Origin of the sequence: Orenia metallireducens (genome assembly GCF_003001995.1) — a bacterium.
GTDB lineage: Bacteria > Bacillota > Halanaerobiia > Halobacteroidales > Halobacteroidaceae > Orenia > Orenia metallireducens_B.
Genome location: NZ_PVNB01000003.1, coordinates 155,136 through 173,660 on the forward strand (window position 1 = coordinate 155,136; position 18,525 = coordinate 173,660).

The 18,525-nt window shown below is 35.7% G+C and carries 15 protein-coding genes; all 15 read right to left on the reverse strand.

Annotation, left to right across the window (positions count from 1 at the left end):
- Positions 1-71 precede the first annotated feature (71 nt).
- A complete protein-coding gene (gene truB, locus BX659_RS03345; protein ID WP_097016411.1) occupies positions 72-971 on the reverse strand; it encodes a tRNA pseudouridine(55) synthase TruB in 900 nt (299 codons plus the stop codon).
- A gap of 1 nt (position 972) precedes the next feature.
- A complete protein-coding gene (locus BX659_RS03350; protein WP_097016412.1) occupies positions 973-1,950 on the reverse strand; it encodes a DHH family phosphoesterase in 978 nt (325 codons plus the stop codon).
- Complete coding sequence (gene rbfA, locus BX659_RS03355; RefSeq protein WP_097016413.1) at positions 1,931-2,302, reverse strand: 30S ribosome-binding factor RbfA; 372 nt, start codon at positions 2,300-2,302, stop codon at positions 1,931-1,933. Before rbfA ends, BX659_RS03350 begins: the two co-directional genes overlap by 20 nt.
- 100 nt (positions 2,303-2,402) lie before the next feature.
- Positions 2,403-4,343, reverse strand: a complete 1,941-nt coding sequence (gene infB, locus BX659_RS03360; RefSeq protein WP_097016414.1) for a translation initiation factor IF-2 — start codon at positions 4,341-4,343, stop codon at positions 2,403-2,405.
- Positions 4,344-4,468: 125 nt separating this feature from the next.
- Positions 4,469-5,503: a transcription termination factor NusA gene (nusA, locus tag BX659_RS03365; protein WP_097016415.1), complete on the reverse strand. Its 1,035-nt coding sequence runs from the start codon at positions 5,501-5,503 to the stop codon at positions 4,469-4,471.
- Positions 5,504-5,527: 24 nt separating this feature from the next.
- Entirely contained in the window at positions 5,528-5,986 is a 459-nt protein-coding gene (gene rimP, locus BX659_RS03370; protein WP_097016416.1) for a ribosome maturation factor RimP, read from the reverse strand.
- 406 nt (positions 5,987-6,392) lie between these two features.
- Complete coding sequence (locus BX659_RS03375; RefSeq protein WP_097016417.1) at positions 6,393-10,733, reverse strand: PolC-type DNA polymerase III; 4,341 nt, start codon at positions 10,731-10,733, stop codon at positions 6,393-6,395.
- A 13-nt stretch (positions 10,734-10,746) separates the two neighbouring features.
- Positions 10,747-11,418, reverse strand: coding sequence for an MgtC/SapB family protein (locus BX659_RS03380; RefSeq protein ID WP_097016418.1), 672 nt, complete (start codon positions 11,416-11,418; stop codon positions 10,747-10,749).
- Between the two features lie 90 nt (positions 11,419-11,508).
- Positions 11,509-12,150: a glycosyltransferase family 2 protein gene (locus BX659_RS03385; RefSeq protein ID WP_097016419.1), complete on the reverse strand. Its 642-nt coding sequence runs from the start codon at positions 12,148-12,150 to the stop codon at positions 11,509-11,511.
- A gap of 22 nt (positions 12,151-12,172) precedes the next feature.
- Positions 12,173-13,876 (reverse strand): proline--tRNA ligase, encoded by a 1,704-nt coding sequence (locus tag BX659_RS03390; protein WP_097016420.1) that lies wholly within the window; start codon positions 13,874-13,876, stop codon positions 12,173-12,175.
- 211 nt (positions 13,877-14,087) lie between these two features.
- Positions 14,088-15,140: a flavodoxin-dependent (E)-4-hydroxy-3-methylbut-2-enyl-diphosphate synthase gene (gene ispG, locus BX659_RS03395; protein WP_097016480.1), complete on the reverse strand. Its 1,053-nt coding sequence runs from the start codon at positions 15,138-15,140 to the stop codon at positions 14,088-14,090.
- Between the two features lie 8 nt (positions 15,141-15,148).
- Positions 15,149-15,706 carry an HD domain-containing protein gene (locus BX659_RS03400; RefSeq protein WP_097016421.1) on the reverse strand — a complete coding sequence of 186 codons (558 nt, stop codon included), beginning with the start codon at positions 15,704-15,706 and terminating at the stop codon, positions 15,149-15,151.
- Between the two features lie 82 nt (positions 15,707-15,788).
- On the reverse strand, positions 15,789-16,208 hold the full coding sequence (locus tag BX659_RS03405) for a hypothetical protein (protein ID WP_097016422.1): 420 nt from the start codon (positions 16,206-16,208) through the stop codon (positions 15,789-15,791).
- Between the two features lie 89 nt (positions 16,209-16,297).
- Positions 16,298-17,371 (reverse strand): RIP metalloprotease RseP, encoded by a 1,074-nt coding sequence (gene rseP / locus BX659_RS03410; RefSeq protein ID WP_097016423.1) that lies wholly within the window; start codon positions 17,369-17,371, stop codon positions 16,298-16,300.
- The gene (locus tag BX659_RS03415) at positions 17,365-18,522 is read right to left on the reverse strand and encodes a 1-deoxy-D-xylulose-5-phosphate reductoisomerase (protein WP_097016424.1); all 1,158 of its coding nucleotides are present in this window, start codon (positions 18,520-18,522) and stop codon (positions 17,365-17,367) included. Before BX659_RS03415 ends, rseP begins: the two co-directional genes overlap by 7 nt.
- Between the last annotated feature and the right edge of the window lie 3 nt (positions 18,523-18,525).

Genomic DNA, 18,525 nt, shown 5'->3' on the forward strand with positions numbered 1-18,525 from the left:
AGCACACCTCTTCTTTCAAGAGATAATTAAAATCAAATTTGAGGATAAACTGTCAAATTATATCTAAGTATCTAAACGAATATTCTTTCAGGTTTAAAGATATCTTTATTATGATAGACATACACACCTATAAACTCGTCCTTAGAATTATAGACTCTAAATCTCTCTCCAACTTTTACATTATGACTTAAACCATTTAATAAATTATCCCATTCTATAGATACCCCATTACTGATAGGTTCATCAAATTCTGCTTTAACCTGAATCATCTTTAAATGCTTTAAAGCTCTATCTAATGGTTCAAGGACTCCCTCCACTCTATCCTTTGCCACTAAGAATTCAAGTTCCTCTAAAGTTACTGCTTTATCTAAAGAAAACTCTCCTACTTTAGTTCTAACTAAGAAGGACATATAAGCACCTGCTTCTAATCTCTTCCCAATATCAGCACATAAAGTTCTAATATAAGTTCCTTTAGAACATTCCACATCTATGGTCAATTTCTGACCATCAAAAGCTATCAACTCTAAATCATAAATAGTGATCTTCCTAGGCTTTCGTTCAACCCTTTTACCCTGCCGTGCCAATTCATAAAGCCTCTTTCCTTTATGCCTGATAGCTGAATACATTGGTGGAATCTGCTCACTCTCTCCCTTGAACTCTTCTAAAACATTTCTGATTTCTTCTTCACTTATGCTAAAGTCTTCAACACGATTAGTAACTTCACCAAAAGCATCAAGTGTGGTAGTTTCAGTACCAAATTCCATCTCTGCTCGATAAACTTTGTGAGTTTCTGTTAAAAAGGGGACGACTTTAGTAGCTCGTCCTATACAAATTGTTAAGACTCCTGCTGCTCCAGGATCTAAAGTACCAGCATGACCAATCTTCTTGATCCCAAAAAGCTTTCTACAAAAGAAGATAACATCAAAGGATGTCATCCCTGGAGGTTTTAAAATATTGATAATTCCTTTCATCCTAGTTCACCTGACTTAGTTCTTTTTTAATTGTAGAAATTACAGCATCTTCTGCTTTAATTAGAGTATCATTAATAGTACATCCTGCAGCCTTGGCATGACCTCCACCACCAAATTGATGGGCTATCTTATCAACAGAAAAATAATAGTTAGACCTTAAACTAACTCTAACTGTCCCATCTTCAACCTCTTTAAATAAAACCCCTATCTCTACACCAGCTAAGCTTCTTGGATAATCTACCAATCCATCAGCATCCTCTAAAGTAGAGCCAGTGTCTTTTAATAAATCTTGACTAACCTTTATCCAAGCTACTTTCCCAGAATCATCAACTTTAAGATTTTCTAATACCTTACCTTTTAACTTTAAGCTTGCATAGGAGTATGTATCAAAAACCTCTTTGCAGATCTTAGCTGTGTTGACATTATAGGTCAACAGGTCTGCCATAATCTGATGGGTCTGAGCTGTTGTATTAGAATAACGAAAAGATCCTGTGTCAGTAATTAACCCTGTAGCTATAGCAGTAGCAATTTCTTTGTCCATCTTTATCTCTTCAATTTCCGATATTAATTGATAGACTAGCTCTGCTGTAGCTGCAACATCACCCAATAAGTTATAATCACCAAAAGAAGGGTTATCACCATGATGGTCAATGTTAATAATTGTTTTATCAGCAAGGAGCTCTTCAACTCTAGCAATCCGTTTAAAATCACTGCAATCCAATATGAAGCATAGATCAAAATCTACCTCCATATCACTTTCATAAGAAATAATTTTATCAATATCAGGTAGAAAAGAGAAAGAGCTTGGCAGAGTATCATCTATTATCATTACTGCTTTTTTACCCATCTGCTCTAAAGCTAACTTTAATGCAGTAACTGAACCCAAATTATCACCATCTGGACTGACATGACTTGTAATTAGAAATTTATTATTCTTTCTAATTAAATTAATGATTTCATTAATCTTCTTCAAGCTCATCTATCCCATCTTTTTTATCATGATTTATCTCTTCTAAGATCTTAAAGACTCTAGTTCCTGTTTCGATTGTAGTATCATATCTAAAGATAACTTCAGGAACATGGCGTAATCTAATTCTCTTGCCTAGCTCTTTACGAACAAATCCTGTAGTAGCTTCTAAACCTGCCATAGTCTCCTCTTTATCCCCATTTAAAATACTAATAAAGATCTTAGCATGTCTTAAATCTCCAGATACTTCAACATCAGTTACAGTAACAAACCCTATCCGTGGATCCTTGATATCCTTTTGTAATAAATCACTTACTTCTTTTTTAATCAATTCTGCAAGACGCTCTGGACGATGACCAGACATATCTATCAACTCCTATCAGTTTAGTAAATAGTGAGTAGTAAGTAGTGAGTAGCAACAGCTTTCTTGCTGTTCACTCATTACTTCTCACTCATCACTGTCCTTATAATGTTCTTTTTACTTCTTCAAAGTCATAAATCTCCATAATGTCGCCTTCTTTAAGATCATTATACCCTTCTATACCGATTCCACATTCATATCCTTCGGCTACTTCCTTAACATCATCTTGGAACCTCTTTAGTGAACCAATCTCACCTTCGTGAATAATAGTTCCATCTCTAAGTAACCTTACCTTTGCATTTCTGTTAACAGTACCATTAGTTACATAAGCACCAGCAATAGTTCCAATTTTAGGTACTTTAAAGGTCTGTCTTACCTCTACTTGACCTAATACTACCTCTTTATAATCTGGATCTAATAATCCTTCCATGGCACTCTTAACATCATCAATTGCTTTATAGATAACTCTATAAGTCCTAATATCTACATTCTCTTTTTCAGCAACTTTACGTGCATTTACACCAGGACGAACATTAAATCCAATAATAATCGCATTAGAAGCAGCAGCTAACATAACATCAGTTTCTGTAATACCTCCAACACCACCATGAAGCATCTTAACTTCAACTTCATCAGTACTTAATTTTTGTAGAGACTGCTTAACTGCCTCTACAGAACCCTGTACATCAGCCTTAACAACAATATTTAATTCTTTAACTTCACCTTGTTGAATTTGGCTAAATAGATCTTCTAAGTTAACCGTTGTATTTCTACTTAACTCATCTTCTCTTCTCTTATTCTGTCTCTTTTGAGCAATATCTCTTGCACTTTGATCATCTTCTACTACTTCTAACAGATCTCCCGCATTAGGTACGTCCGATAGTCCTAGTACCTCTACTGGTGTAGCAGGTCCTGCTTCTTCAACTCTCTCACCTTGATCATTGATCATTGCTCTAACTCTACCTGATGCTAATCCTGCTACAATAGCATCTCCAACTTTTAAGGTACCATTCTTAATTAAGATAGTGGCTACTGGACCACGACCTCTATCCAACTCTGCTTCAACAATAATACCGTTAGCTGGTCTAGTTGGATTAGCCTTTAACTCTTCCATTTCAGCTGTTAATACAATCATCTCTAATAGTTCATCTAAATTTTCCCCTTTAAGTGCAGAGACTGGAACACAGACTGTATCTCCACCCCAATCCTCAGGGATCAATCCATGATTCATTAACTCTTGCTTAACTCTATCTGGTTGTGCATTTGGGCGGTCCATCTTATTAATAGCTACTATAATTGGAACTCCAGCTGATTTAGCATGGTTAATAGCTTCGATAGTCTGTGGCATAATACCATCATCTGCAGCAACTACTAGAATAGCTATATCTGTTGCTTGTGCTCCCCGAGCTCTCATAGAAGTAAAGGCCTCATGACCTGGTGTATCCAAGAAGGTAATCTTCTGTCCATTTACCTTTACCTGATAAGCACCAATATGCTGAGTAATCCCACCAGCTTCACTTGCAGTTACCTCCGTTTTTCGGATAGCATCCAATAAAGTTGTCTTACCATGGTCAACATGACCCATTACAGTTATAACAGGAGGTCTTGATTTTAAATCCTTTTGCTTATCTTCTATATCATTTACTAAACCAAAAAGATTATCCTCTTCTTCCTCCTCCTCTTCTTCAACTACATAACCATACTCTGCTGCTACTACTTCAAGTTGATCAGAAGTCAATTCCTGATTGATAGTAGCCATAATTCCTAATCCAATTAATTTAGCCATTAAAGTACTTGGATCAACATCTATCTCTTCTGATAATTCCTTTACAGTCATAGTTCCTTCTACTTTAAGTACCTTACTATCATCCTCTTGTGTACCCTCTTCTTCACCTAAAACCATATCCATTATCAACTCTGCAGTCTCTTCATTGATTGTACTCATATGACTTGTTACATCAACACCTAAATCCTGCAACATCTTAATTAATTCCTTATTTGATAATTCCAATTGCTCAGCTAATTTATAAATTCTAATACCCATTAACCGGACACCTCCACTATTAAATTCTTAGAACAGTAAAGTTCATATAATCACTAGCTAATAACTAAATAATTATAAAATCTACTGTTTTTCTTACTTTAATTCTCTCTAAACAAACTATCTATTTATGAAAGTTGTGATTCACTTTTAATATCTATCTTCCATCCAGTCAACTTAGCAGCTAATCTAGCATTCTGCCCCTCTTTACCAATTGCTAATGACAGTTGATAATCTGGTACAATAACCTTAGCTACATTGACTTCTTCATTTACTTCTACCTTCAAGACTTCTGCTGGACTTAATGCATTAGCTATAAACTTCTTAGGCTCTTCATTCCATTGCACGATATCTACCTTTTCACCACTTAGCTCATCCACAATAGCTCTAACCCTTGACCCATTAGGACCTACACAAGCTCCAACTGGATCTACATCCTCTTGAGTAGAATGTACAGCTATCTTAGAACGATGTCCAGCCTCTCTGGCTACTGATTTAATCTCAACAACACCATCATGTATTTCAGGAACTTCTAGCTCAAATAATCTCTTTAATAGCCCAGGATGAGTTCTAGAAACTAAAATATTAGGTCCTTTAGAAGTCTGATTTACTTCAACAATATAGACTTTGATTCTATCACCTTGGTGATATCTTTCATTTTGAATCTGTTCAGTTGGAATCAAGACCGCTTCAGTCTTACCTAAATCAATAATAACATTATTCTTATGCTGGCGTTGAACTAAACCAGTTAAGATATCCCCTTCTCGATTTACAAACTCTTCAAAGATAATATCCCGTTCAGCTTCACGAATCCTTTGAATAACTACCTGTTTGGCCGTTTGTGCAGCTATTCTACCAAAGTTACCTGGAGTAACCTCAACCTCAATTTGGTCTCCTATAGAGTAATTTGGATTCTTTTTAATCGCATCTTCTAATAAGATCTCTTGTTCTGGATTTAGCACATCCTCTACAACAATCTTTTTAGAATAAACGTTTACTTCTCCAGTACTTTGATCAATCTCAACATCAACATTACCAGCAGCACCAAAATCACGCTTATAAGCTGATTTTAAGGCAGCTTCAATTGCATCTAATAAAGTAAGTTTAGGAATACCCTTATCCTTTTCGATATCTTCTAATGCCTGAATTAACTCAATATTCATTTTAAAATTCCTCCTTAATAGTACCTAAAACTCAATCGCCAATCTAGTTTGAGCAATCTTATCTCTTGGGATTGCCACTTCTTGATCATCTATCTTTATCTTAATCTCACCATCTTCTAAACCTAATAACTCTCCTGTCAACTTCCTTTGACCATTAATTGGAGCATATGTAGATACATCTATTAACTTACCTGTAAATCTCTTGAAATCTTTTTCAGTCTTTAAAGGTCGGTCAATCCCTGGGGATGAAACTTCTAATAGATAAGAATTTTCAATTGGATCATTAGCATCTAAGCTATCACTTAAACTCCTACTTATCTCTTGGCAGTCATCTAAGGATACTCCACCTTCTTTGTCTATAAACACCCTTAAAATCCAATTTTCTCCTTCTTTATTATACTCTACATCTACCAATTCTAACCCTCTTGCTGCTACAATAGGTTCAGCCACCTCTGCTATCAAATCTTCTGTCTTTTTCCCCATAAAAATCCCCTCTCTTTATATAATTTGCAGACACTTATTAGTAGTAATTAGCATTTGGTGATTGTAATCTATTCCAAATCGAAAATAATTATTATCAATAAACTGCATCCCTTATCATCATCTAACTGCAAAAATTAACTCTATCTTAAAGCAAAGTCAGATAATAATGACAACTAAGAAGTAAGCAGTAATCAGCAAACCTCTAAAAAATATAAAATATACTTCGTTAAGCTTCACTTTATATTTCCAAAATTTTTGAAGAAATATTCTCATTATAATTTTATTTTATTCTATTCAAGACTATTACATAACTAAAGAGTGGGTCAGAACCCACTCTTTTACCTAGTGACTATCGATTAATATGCATACTACATTTTAGCATATTATCAATGAATTTGCAACCACTTTACCCAAAGAGGGATAATTGATTGGTTTCAGGCCAGCCATCTAAAGAACCATGTTCTTTCATAACTTCAATTACAGTCTTACTCAAACCTGCTCTATTACTTAAATCTTCGATAGAGGTAAACTCCCCTTCTTCTCTAGATTTAACAAGGTTCTCAGCTGCACTCTGTCCCAATCCTTGTAAACTGATAAACGGTGGTAATAGTCCCTCTTTAGTAATTTCAAACTCTTTAGCCTTAGATTTATAAACATCTACCTGGGTAAATTTAATTCCTCTAGCCATAGCTTCAACAACAATTTCAAGTACAGTCAGTGTATTCTTATCTTTAGCTGTTGCATCATTACCTTTCATTTTAATCTCTTGAATCTTCTTCTCAACAAATTCCCTACCCTGTAATACAATCTGGGCATCAAAGTCATCGGCTTTGATTGTAAAGTAAGTATTATAAAAAGCCTCAGGGTAATGGACTTTACAATAAGCAATTCTAAAGGCCATCATTACATAGGCAGCTGCATGAGCTTTTGGGAACATATATTTAATTCGTTTACAAGACTCAATATACCAGTCAGGAACATTATGTTCTTTCATCACCTGCTCCTCTTTTTCAGTCAATCCCCTACCTTTACGAACATGCTCCATCATCCAAAAGGCATCGGAAGGATCTATTCCTTTATGAATTAAGTAGTTCATAATGTCATCACGTACTGAAATCACTTCAGATAATTCAGCTACTCCAGCCTTAATAAAGTCTTGAGCATTGTTCAGCCATACATCAGTACCATGAGATAATCCACTAATCCGGATCAATTCAGCAAAGGTTGTCGGCAGGGTCTCACGAAGCATCCCTCGTACAAAGCTAGTACCAAATTCAGGAATACCCAAGGTTCCTATCTTGACTCCAATCTCCTCCTCTGTCACTCCTAAGGGCTCAACACTAGAGAAGATAGCCATAGTTTTGGGATCATCTAAAGGAATATCCTTAGGATCAACTCCTGTGATATCCTGTAACATTCTAATACTGGTCGGATCATCGTGACCGAGTATATCCAGCTTTAATAGATTATCATGAATAGAATGGAAATCAAAATGAGTCGTTAAGGTATCAGTATCCATATCATTAGCTGGTTTTTGGATTGGAGTGAAATCATAAATTTCCATATCACTAGGTACAACTATCTGACCTCCTGGATGCTGACCTGTTGTTCTTTTGACCCCAGTACATCCAGAGGCCAATCGATTAATTTCAGCCTTTCTTAATATCAGAGCATTGTCCTCAGCATGCCCTTTAACAAAACCATAGGCTGTCCGCTCGGCTATGGTAGAGATAGTACCTGCTCTATATACATAGTCTTTCCCAAAAAGGGTCTCTGTATACTTATGAACCTCTGGCTGATATTCTCCAGAGAAGTTAAGGTCGATATCTGGTACCTTATCACCTTTAAAGCCTAAGAATACTTCAAAAGGAATATCAAAGCCATCCTTAATCAATGGTGTTCCACATTTAGGACAGTCCTTGTCCTCTAAGTCAGCCCCTACCCCGACTGAACCATCTGTAATAAACTCCGAATATTTACATTCTGAACATCTGTAATGGGGGGGTAATGGATTAACCTCAGTAATTCCTGTCATCGTTGCTGCAAAGGAGGAACCAACAGAACCACGAGAACCTACCAGATAACCATCATCCAAGGACTTCTTAACGAGCTTTTGCGAGGTTAAATAGATAACAGCATATCCATTACCGATAATAGAGTTCAACTCTCTTTCCAGCCTCTTTTCTACCAACTCAGGTAATTGCTCTCCATACCATTCTTTAGCCCGATTATAAGCCATCTTTCTAACCTCTTGATCAGCACCTTCAATAGTTGGAGTAAATAGCTTATCAGGAATGATTTCCACCTCTTCAACCAGATCTGCTATCTTTTTAGGATTGTCAATAACTAGTTCTTTAGCAACGTCTTCTCCAAAATAATCAAACTCTGCTAACATCTCATTGGTCGTTCTAAAATATAAAGGAGCTTGGTCTGCTGCATCACTAAAGCCTTGACCTTCCATCAAGATCTGACGATAGATACTATCCTCTGGATCTAAGAAGTGAACATCACCTGCAGCAATTACTGGTTTTCCTAACTTGTTGCCCAATTCATAGATCTTACGATTAATATCTTGTAATTCTTCTAAAGAATTTACCTCACCTTTCTCCAGTAAGAATTTATTATTACCTATTGGTTGAATCTCTAAGTAATCATAAAACTTAGCTAACTTTTCTAACTCATTATCAGGTTTTCCTCGTAAAATCTCTTTATATAATAACCCTGCCTCACAGGCTGAACCAACAATTAATCCTTCTCTCTTTTCCAATAAATCACTCTTTAAGATACGAGGCTTCTTATAAAAGTTCTCAATATGGGATTTAGAAACAAGCTTATAAAGATTCTTAAGACCTTTTTGATTCTTAACCAAAATAGTAGTATGATGTGGGTAAATCCGTTTATAATCAATTTCGCTGGTTAATTGATTGACCTCTGTTAGATTAAAGATATCTTCTTCTTTCATTAGCTCAATTAATTCTAACAATATCTCTGCTGTTACCTTAGCATCATCACTAGCTCGGTGGTGATTTTCTAAATTCTTATTAAAGTAATTAGCCAGTTTATTCAACTTATAACTCTTCAAATCAGAAACAACCGCCCTAGCCAAATTTAAGGTATCCATTGCTGGATTACTTAAATCTGCCTTACCTAACCTTCTTAGTTTGTCCTCAATAAAGCTTAAATCAAAGGAGAGGTTATGAGCAACTATTGTAGTCCCCTCAATAAACTCTAAAAATTCATCTATCACCTCTGCTAATTTAGGGGCATCAGCTACCATTTGATCATCAATCCCTGTTAGTTCTGTAATCTGAGCCGGAATCTGTCTTTCGGGATTGACAAAGCTTTGATATATATCTGTGATTTCTCCCCCCTTAACTTTAACTGCACCAACCTCTATAATCTCATTATTATGGGGATTAAAACCAGTTGTCTCTAAGTCAAAAACCACATAAGTCTCATCATCTAAAGCCTTATCGACTGGATTAATGATAATTGGTTCACCATCATCAACTAGATAAGCCTCTAAGCCATAAATAACCTTAATATCTTCACCTTTAGCAGCATTATAGGCATCAGGAAAGCTCTGGACAACTCCATGATCAGTAATAGCGATAGCAGGATGCCCCCACTCAATAGCCCGCTTAACAACACTTTTAACATCGACTATAGCATCCATAGCACTCATCTTGGTATGGAGATGAAGCTCAATCCGTTTCTCTTCTGCCTCATCCTTCTTACCTTCAACATTAATTGGAATCACATCGTTAGCCATCATCGATAGCTCCTGATCATACTTATCATGTTGTACTCTACCTCTTACTTTGACCCATTTTCCTTTACTTATCTTCTCTGATAGGTTATCACCTTTATTTTCAAAAACTTTAATAGTAATCGAATCACTTTGATCACTAATTGAGAAGATTACTAGATTTCTACCACTTTTTAGCTCTCTAATATCTATTTCAAATATCTTACCTTGTAAGATAACATTATTATTCTCTCCAACAATCTCAGAGATAGCCATAGGATCTCCATCAAATTTTCTACCTAGCCAGACATTAGGATCATTGCTACTTTTAGACCTAGATTTATAATTATAGGATGAATTATTGAAATTATTAGAGTTATTATTACTAGAGTTACTACTCTTTTCAATGTTACTAATACTTTGCATCAAACTATTCATATATTCATCCTTCTCTTTAGCCATCTTATCTTCCATCTCTGATAACTCTTGCTCAAAATCTCCTAATACAAAGTTAACTTTGATTCTCTTTTCATACTCTTCTCTAATAATCTCCTGCAAAATATTATCACATTTCTTATTATTTAAAACCTCAATAGCTACTTTATTTTTAACCTCAACAGTTAAAACATCACTTTGTAAGTTCCAACGACATAAAGATAACCAGCCATTGGTCTGAGGCACTTGTTCTCTTACCCTCTGTATTATCTCTTCCCAATAATTTTTTAAAATTAATTCTAGAGGCAAGTCAGGATCATAATAATTGAGAGTATATTGAAATTCACCCTCAGCAAATAGTTCATCGCCTATATCCTTAACTATAGGGTCTAAATCGATACTTTCAGGAACCTTAAGATCAACTTTACAATGATTGTCTGTGAGGTCAACTTCTACTCTTCTAATCTTAATTGTCTCTAATAAGCCTTCAGAAATATCCAACCTTTCCTTTAATTTATTTTTAAAAACATTAGTATCTTCAGCCTTAATTAATACTTTCGGCATCCTTATCTCCCCTTCAATCTAGCTCTTTAATCTGCACCTCAATTATACCCGATATCTCCGTTAACAGAACAAATAAATAATTGACCTCTATATGTTTTGGCTTCTTAACCCTAAAATTTATATATATATTCGGTTCATTATAACAGTGCTCTATACTTATATCCCTAATAATTATATCATTATCTCCTAAAACAGAACCAACCTTCCCTAAAGGACCTGGCTGATCAAAGGCTTTGACTCTGATTAAATACTTTCTATGGACATTAGATATAGTCTTCTCTACTTTGCTTAATAGAGTTAAAGTTAGGATAACCAATAAAGTAGCCACCAGAGCACTTAAATAAAACCCCGCTCCTAATGATAAGCCAATACCAGCTACAGCCCATAACCCTGCTGAAGTTGTTAAACCCTTTACAGAAAAACCTTCTCTAATTATTGTACCAGCCCCTAAAAAACCAACACCACTGATAACTTGAGCGGCAATTCTGCCTGGATCTACAGGCTGTATATGATTAAACTCTAAAAATAATCTAATAGAAACTATCATAGCTAAAGTTGAACCTAAGGATACTAAAATATTGGTTCTAAAACCAGCAGGTCTAGCATTTCTTTCCCGCTCAAAACCAATTGCTCCACCTAAAATACATGATAAAACTAATCTCAATATAATCTCTTTTTCTGACACAGACTTATCACATCCCTAAAAATTTATAATGTTGGTTATTAATAACCAACATTATAAATTAATCATTATAATAAGTTGTCAACAATAATATTATCTAACCTTTCTAGTGGTAGATAAGTTCTTTAATATCTCCCAATACATCTTTAATCTTGACATAAAGCCTTTGATAAATCCCCTTTTTTCTTCCTTCATCACATGGGATAAATCCTCTAACACAACCTCTTTTAGCCTAATATTATTACCTTTGATATGCTGGGTTAAGGCCATTTCCACACCAAAACGGGTCATATCCAAGTCAGGAATATCATCCAATATTCTTCTCCTTACTACTCGTTGTCCCGATAAAAAAGGCGCTATCTTCTGAGCTAAATCAGTAAACATTCTACCTTCTGCAAAGATACCTATAGTCGTCTCAGCATCCCCTTTGATTACAGGGATTAATAATTTATCAATATGCTCCTCCTTAAGCCCCAATAAATCGGCATCTAAGAAGAGGATAATATCAGCTTGGCTCTGCTCAACCCCTGCCTTCATAGCTGCTCCCTTACCTTTGTTAGTAGTTAAGTCAATCACCTTGACTCCTATTTTAGTAGCTATTTTGACAGTATTATCTGTTGAGCCATCACTGACAACAATCACTTCATCTACTAATCTATGCCTATTAACTATAGTAGCTACCTCTTTAATCGTTTTTTCCTCATTATATGCTGGGATAACAGCAGTAATTTTCATCAAATATTTTCCTCCTAAAAGATTAATCCAACTTGGCAATCAATTCTTTAATTTGAGATAAATACTGATCGATTTCAACTTTAAGTTCTTCACCAGTTTTTCGAAGCTTAACCTCTAAGGCTCCTTCTTTTAATGAACGCCCTCCAATAGTGATTCTAATTGGGCATCCAATTAAATCGGCATCATTAAATTTAACACCAGCTCTTTCTTTTCTATCATCTAATAACACATCTATTCCTTCTGAAGTTAATTGATTATAAATTTGTTCAGCTTTTTCACTTACTTCATTATTCTTCCCTAAAACCAAAATTTCTACTAAAAAAGGAGCTAAAGCTTTAGGCCAAACAATTCCATCCTCATCATAGTTCTGTTCAATTGCTGCTGCCACAGTTCGAGTAATTCCAATTCCATAACATCCCATTACCATTGGCTTACTCTTACCATTCTCATCTAAGAAGGTTGCACCCAAAGGCTCACTATATTTGGTACCAAGCTTAAATACTTGACCAACCTCAATACCTGGAGTTAAGCTCAAGTGTCCATCACAATGGATACACTTCTCTCCTTCTTTCACCTCTCGAATATCAGCAACCTCTGCTACTTTAAAGTCACGCTGAGGGTTGACATTGATATGATGTTTATCAGTTTGATTGGCTCCAGCTACCCCATTTACTACTTCCATTACCAATTCATCAGCAATAATTCTGACATCACCAAGGTTAACTGGACCAGTAAAGCCTTTAACTGTATCTAGACCCTCATAAGCATCATCATTTATAAGCTCTAAATTAACTATGTCTAGTAAATTTCCTAGCTTAATATCATTAACTTGATAATCTCCTCTTACTAATGCTAATATTATTTCATCTTTTCCTTGATATAATACAGCTTTAATCATCTTTTCTGCCGGTATATCTAACTCTGCTACCAACTCTTCAATTGTAGTAATTGCTGGAGTGTCAATTACTTCTAATTCTTTAAGTTCTTCATCAATTTCAATCGTATCACTTTTAGATTTGGCCAACTCTAAATTGGCTGCATAATTACAGTCTTCACAATAGACTACAATATCCTCTCCAGCATCAGCTAATACCATAAATTCATGGGAGTCGCTTCCCCCAATTGCTCCAGTATCTGCTTCTACAGGCCTATATTCCAAACCACATCTACTATAAATATTACAATAAGCATCATACATCTTCTGATAGCTCTCTTGTAAACCATCTTCATCGATATCAAAACTATAAGCATCCTTCATAATAAACTCTCGACCTCGTAAAACTCCAAAGCGAGGTCTAATTTCATCTCTATATTTACTCTGAATTTGATAAAGATTTAGCGGTAATTCTTTATAAGATCTTACCTCATCACGTACCAAATCCGTGATTACCTCTTCATGAGTTGGTCCTAAACAAAAGTCCCTGCCATGTCTATCCTTTAATCTCATCAATTCTGGACCATAATTTTGGAACCTGCCAGACTCTTCCCACAACTCTGCTGGTTGTAAAGCTGGTAATAATAACTCTTGTGCTCCAGCCTTGTTCAACTCTTCTCGGACAATATCCTCAAACTTTCTAATAACACGATATCCTAAAGGTAAATATGTATAGATTCCTGAACTTAATTTTCTCATCAAACCAGCTCTTAGCATCAATTGATGGCTAATAACCTCAGCATCAGCTGGTGTCTCCTTTAATGTTGGTATATACATCTGTGACATCTTCATAACAAAAATCCTCCTCTATTATCCTAAGTAGCTCTTAAAATTCTATAAGACTAACTTAAATTTTATCAAGTATATATTTTATTGTCAACGTAGTTGAATATCCATATATTCTTTTAATCAAATTTTTAGTACTAAGGCTAAGGCTAAATAAACAATAAAAATACTAGTCTAATCTTCGCTTAGACTTATACTTAAAATTAAAACTTAATATTTAATCTAAATTCTCTATCTCCTTCATCAGTTCATCTACTAAATCTTCTGCTGGTACTCTTTTAATAACCTCTCCCTTTTTAAAGATCAGTCCTACATCCTTACCTCCAGCAATTCCTAAATCAGCTTCACGAGCCTCCCCTGGACCATTAACTACACAACCCATAATAGCAACTTCAATATCCTTATCTAAATCTTTAATCTTCTCTTCTACTTGGTTTGCAATTTCAACCAAATTAATCTCAGTTCGTCCACAGGTTGGACAAGAGATGATATTTACCCCACCCCTTCTTAAATTCAAAGCTTTAAGGATACTATAAGCAACCTCTATCTCCTCTACAGGATCTCCTGTCAAAGAGACTCTAATAGTATCCCCCAAACCTTGTGCTAAGATTGCTCCTATACCTACAGCAGACTTAATAGTACCAGATTTGATAGTTCCAGCCTCAGTAATTCCAATATGTAAAGGATAATCAACCACTGTAGCTATCAACTGATAAGCCTCTAAAGTTTTCATGACATTGGAGGCTTTTAAAGAGATGATAATATCCTCAAATCCATATTTCTCCAATAACTGAACATGCTTTAAAGCACTCTCTACCATTGCTTTGGCTGTTGGATGTCCATATTTTTTCAACAATTCTCTCTCCAATGAGCCTGCGTTTACCCCTACTCGAATTGGAACCTTCTTCTCCAATGCCTTTTGAGCTACCAATTTTACCTTCTCTTCATTACCAATATTTCCAGGATTGATTCTTAAACCATCAATTCCTTGTTCTAATACCTCTAAAGCTAATCTATAATCAAAGTGTATATCAGCAATTAAAGGTATTTTTATCTGACTCTTAATTTCACCGACCTTAGATGCAGCCTCTTGGTCTGGAATAGCTACTCTAACCAGTTCACAACCTGCCTCTTCTAGTCTTTTAATCTGCTCAACAGTTGCTTTTACATTTCTTGTATCTGTATTTGTCATAGACTGGACGGAGATAGGTGCATCTCCGCCAATCTGTACATTTCCCATCTTTACTGCTTTTGACTCTCTTCTCACTATCAATTCACCTACTTTAAGCTATCGCAATTTTCACAATTCTCATTACAGTCTTTTCTATAAGGGTGTACTAACATATCTAGTCTTCTAATTCTCTGTAAAGCCTCTCCAAAATCAATCTTAACTCTATGATGGGCTCCATCCTCTTGTTCATCCATATCATCAGCATCAGAAACCAACTTCTGTAAAGGGGTTAACTTTACATTCTTACTAACAGGGCTAGAACCACTGTGAAATAATATAGCCAAAGCTATCTCCCTAGCTTTGCCCAAGTCTTCCCCCTTTAAAATTAAGAGCTCATGGGCTCGTTCAGCACCTTTAATGGTATGAATATCGAATTCATTATAGGATTCAAAATCCCATTCACCATGCCTTTCCCAATTAGTATGCCCTATATCATGTAATAAAGTGGCTTTAGTAGCCAAATCTACACAGACCTTCCTTTTAACTGCCAACTCAAAAGCATATTCCGTAGCTGCCACCACATGGGCATAACCCGCTTTAGGAAGATGTTTCTTAGCAACACTATCAGTAATCAAAGATTCTAAAGTTACATGCCTATCAAACATAGTACCCCTCCTTTGATAAACAGTAAATTAACAAGTGAGGAATAATAAGCAAGAGACTAATAATAATCATTATTAAGCTTCTTCACTCTTTCCCTGCACATTTATCACAAAGTCCATCATTTCTCTGGACTTGAGCATAAGCCTCTTTACCGCATTTACGACAATTTGTACCCATAATTTCAAAGCAAGTTTCACAAAAACCATGCTTTTGTACAAATTTAGGGTCTGCTTTACCGCAAGCACGGCAGACACAATCTTTACAATACCCTTTGTTCTCTTGCACCTGCTTAGGGGCTACCTTTCCACATGCTTTACACGCATAATAGCCACCTTTTTTCTTCTCCAATTCTTTCACACAATTCTCACAGATATTTTCATTCTTTAGAATTCTAACCTGTGTAGCCTCTGTTCCACATAATTTGCAATACCTTTTTGCCCTCCGACCTGTAACCCTATTAGGGTCTAACCATTTGCTACCACGTCTATTCTTCTGTTTAGCCATATCTATCACCTCAACTGAGTTTAAGTTTAAGTATAAGCCCGAGCCTAAGTAAAAATTAATTGAACTCAACCTTAAACTCAGGCTTAAACTTATATTATCGATCTTATATCTTTAATCATAATTACAACAAATAAAACCATTAATAATACAAAGCCTACTAAATGAACCATCCCCTCTTTTTCAGGGTCAATAGGTTTACCTGTGATTAATTCCCACCCCAAAAAGACCAGCCTACCTCCATCTAAAGCAGGTATAGGTAATAAATTCATTATACCTAAATTTATACTAATTAATGCAGCAAACTCCATTAATCTTAACATACCTGCACGAGCTGCATCTCCAACAAACTGGGCTATCTTAACTGGTCCACTAACATCACTAGCCATCTGACCAGTGACCATCTTCCATAATCCCAAAATAAGACCATATATATATATACCAGTTCTTTGAATACCCAGCCAAATAGCTTCAAAGATATTAACCGACTTTCTATTATAGACAGGAATAATTCCAATAACACCAACTTCTCTACTCTCATCAAGTCTAGGAACAACATTTAAATCAAAGGTTTGATCGTCTCTCTCTACCTGTAGAGTAATTTCTTGATTAGGATTCTTATTTATCATCCCAGCTAACTCTTCCCAATTGCTTACTTTTTGATTATTAACAGCCAATATCTTATCCCCATCTCTTAAGCCAGCCTCATAAGCAGGTTGCTCAGGGAACACTTGACCTATTACCGTACTATCCGAAGTATTTACTTCAACACCATAGATACTAAAAATTAGAGTAAAGAAGAGTGCTGCCAATAGGAAGTTCATAACTGGTCCCATAAAAATTACCCAAAACCTCTCCCAAACACTCTTTTGAAATAAACATCTCTCTTCTCTAAAAGCCTTCTGATAAAGTTCTACCTCTTCTTGCTTAACCTCGTCATCATCAACAGGCATCTCTCCTGTCATCTTACAATAGCCACCTAAAGGTAATAATCTAATAGAGTATAACGTCTCTCCATATTGCTTGCCAAAAAGTTTTGGTCCCATTCCAATAGCAAATTCCTCTACCTGAACCCCTACATATTTAGCTACCATGAAATGCCCTAATTCATGGAAGAAGACCAGAATTCCTAAAACAATTATGAATGAAACAATAGTTGTTAACAAACTTTCTCACCTTCTTTCTGAGCCTCTACTCTAGCCCAAGTATCTGCTTCTATAATCTGATCTAAAGTTGGATCATCTACAACCTCATGAGCAGACATCACCATCTTAATCAACTTAGGAATATCTATAAATTTAATCTTTCCTGCTAAAAACTTACTAACAGCAACCTCATTAGCAGCATTTAAAACCGCCGGCATCGTTCCACCCCTTTTCCCAGCCTCATAGGCATAGTCTAAACATGGGAATAATTCCTTTCTAGGCTCTTCAAAGGTCAGCTCTCCAACCTTAGCCAAATTAAGGCTCTCTAAATTATTAGTATTTCTCTGGGGATAGGTCAATGCATATTGAATCGGAACCTTCATATCTGGCAGACCCAGTTCTGCAAGTATTGAATGGTCTTTATACTCTACCAAAGAATGGATTATACTCTGGGGATGGACTACAACATCTATCTGTTCATAATCTAAATCAAATAGCCACTTAGCCTCAATAACCTCCAAACCCTTATTCATTAAAGTAGCTGAATCAATTGTAATCTTCCCACCCATATCCCAATTAGGATGATTAAGAGCCTCTTCCACGCTAACCTCTGACAACTTATCAGCCGATATAGTTCTAAAAGGGCCTCCAGAAGCCGTTAAAATAATCTTCTTAACCCCTGCTCTATCCTCTCCTTGTAAAGCCTGAAAAATAGCATTATGCTCACTATCTATAGGTAATATCCTAACATCATTCTCTTTAGCCTCTCTCATTACAATAGCTCCTGCTGTAACCAATGTCTCTTTATTGGCTAAAGCTATATCCTTACCTGCTCTAATTGCTGCTAAAGTAGGCTTTACTCCAATAGCACCAACTACAGCATTAACCAGCAACTCAACTTCATCTAATGTAGCAACTTTAATCAATCCCTCTAATCCCGTTAGTATTTGGGTTTTATTATAGCTTAGCTTATATTTTAACTCATTAACCAAAGAGTCATTCATTAAAACTGCATATTTAGGTTTGAATTTATTAATCTGTTCAGCCAAAATTTCAATGCTACTATTTGCTGTAAGAGCCATCACCTTAAACTCACAATTTAATTCATCAACTACTTCTAACGTTTGTTGCCCAATAGAGCCTGTTGAGCCCAAAATCGCTATCTTCTTCATAGA

What these genes read in the sequence shown, in the direction of transcription:
- rimP (WP_097016416.1), bottom strand. Translation starts at nt 5,986, where the DNA reads ATGGGGAAAAAGACAGAAGATTTGATAGCAGAGGTGGCTGAACCTATT.
- nusA (WP_097016415.1), bottom strand. Translation starts at nt 5,503, where the DNA reads ATGAATATTGAGTTAATTCAGGCATTAGAAGATATCGAAAAGGATAAG.
- truB (WP_097016411.1), bottom strand. Translation starts at nt 971, where the DNA reads ATGAAAGGAATTATCAATATTTTAAAACCTCCAGGGATGACATCCTTT.
- BX659_RS03400 (WP_097016421.1), bottom strand. Translation starts at nt 15,706, where the DNA reads ATGTTTGATAGGCATGTAACTTTAGAATCTTTGATTACTGATAGTGTT.
- BX659_RS03385 (WP_097016419.1), bottom strand. Translation starts at nt 12,150, where the DNA reads ATGAAAATTACTGCTGTTATCCCAGCATATAATGAGGAAAAAACGATT.
- rbfA (WP_097016413.1), bottom strand. Translation starts at nt 2,302, where the DNA reads ATGTCTGGTCATCGTCCAGAGCGTCTTGCAGAATTGATTAAAAAAGAA.
- BX659_RS03415 (WP_097016424.1), bottom strand. Translation starts at nt 18,522, where the DNA reads ATGAAGAAGATAGCGATTTTGGGCTCAACAGGCTCTATTGGGCAACAA.
- BX659_RS03350 (WP_097016412.1), bottom strand. Translation starts at nt 1,950, where the DNA reads ATGAGCTTGAAGAAGATTAATGAAATCATTAATTTAATTAGAAAGAAT.
- BX659_RS03405 (WP_097016422.1), bottom strand. Translation starts at nt 16,208, where the DNA reads ATGGCTAAACAGAAGAATAGACGTGGTAGCAAATGGTTAGACCCTAAT.
- infB (WP_097016414.1), bottom strand. Translation starts at nt 4,343, where the DNA reads ATGGGTATTAGAATTTATAAATTAGCTGAGCAATTGGAATTATCAAAT.
- BX659_RS03390 (WP_097016420.1), bottom strand. Translation starts at nt 13,876, where the DNA reads ATGAAGATGTCACAGATGTATATACCAACATTAAAGGAGACACCAGCT.
- BX659_RS03375 (WP_097016417.1), bottom strand. Translation starts at nt 10,733, where the DNA reads ATGCCGAAAGTATTAATTAAGGCTGAAGATACTAATGTTTTTAAAAAT.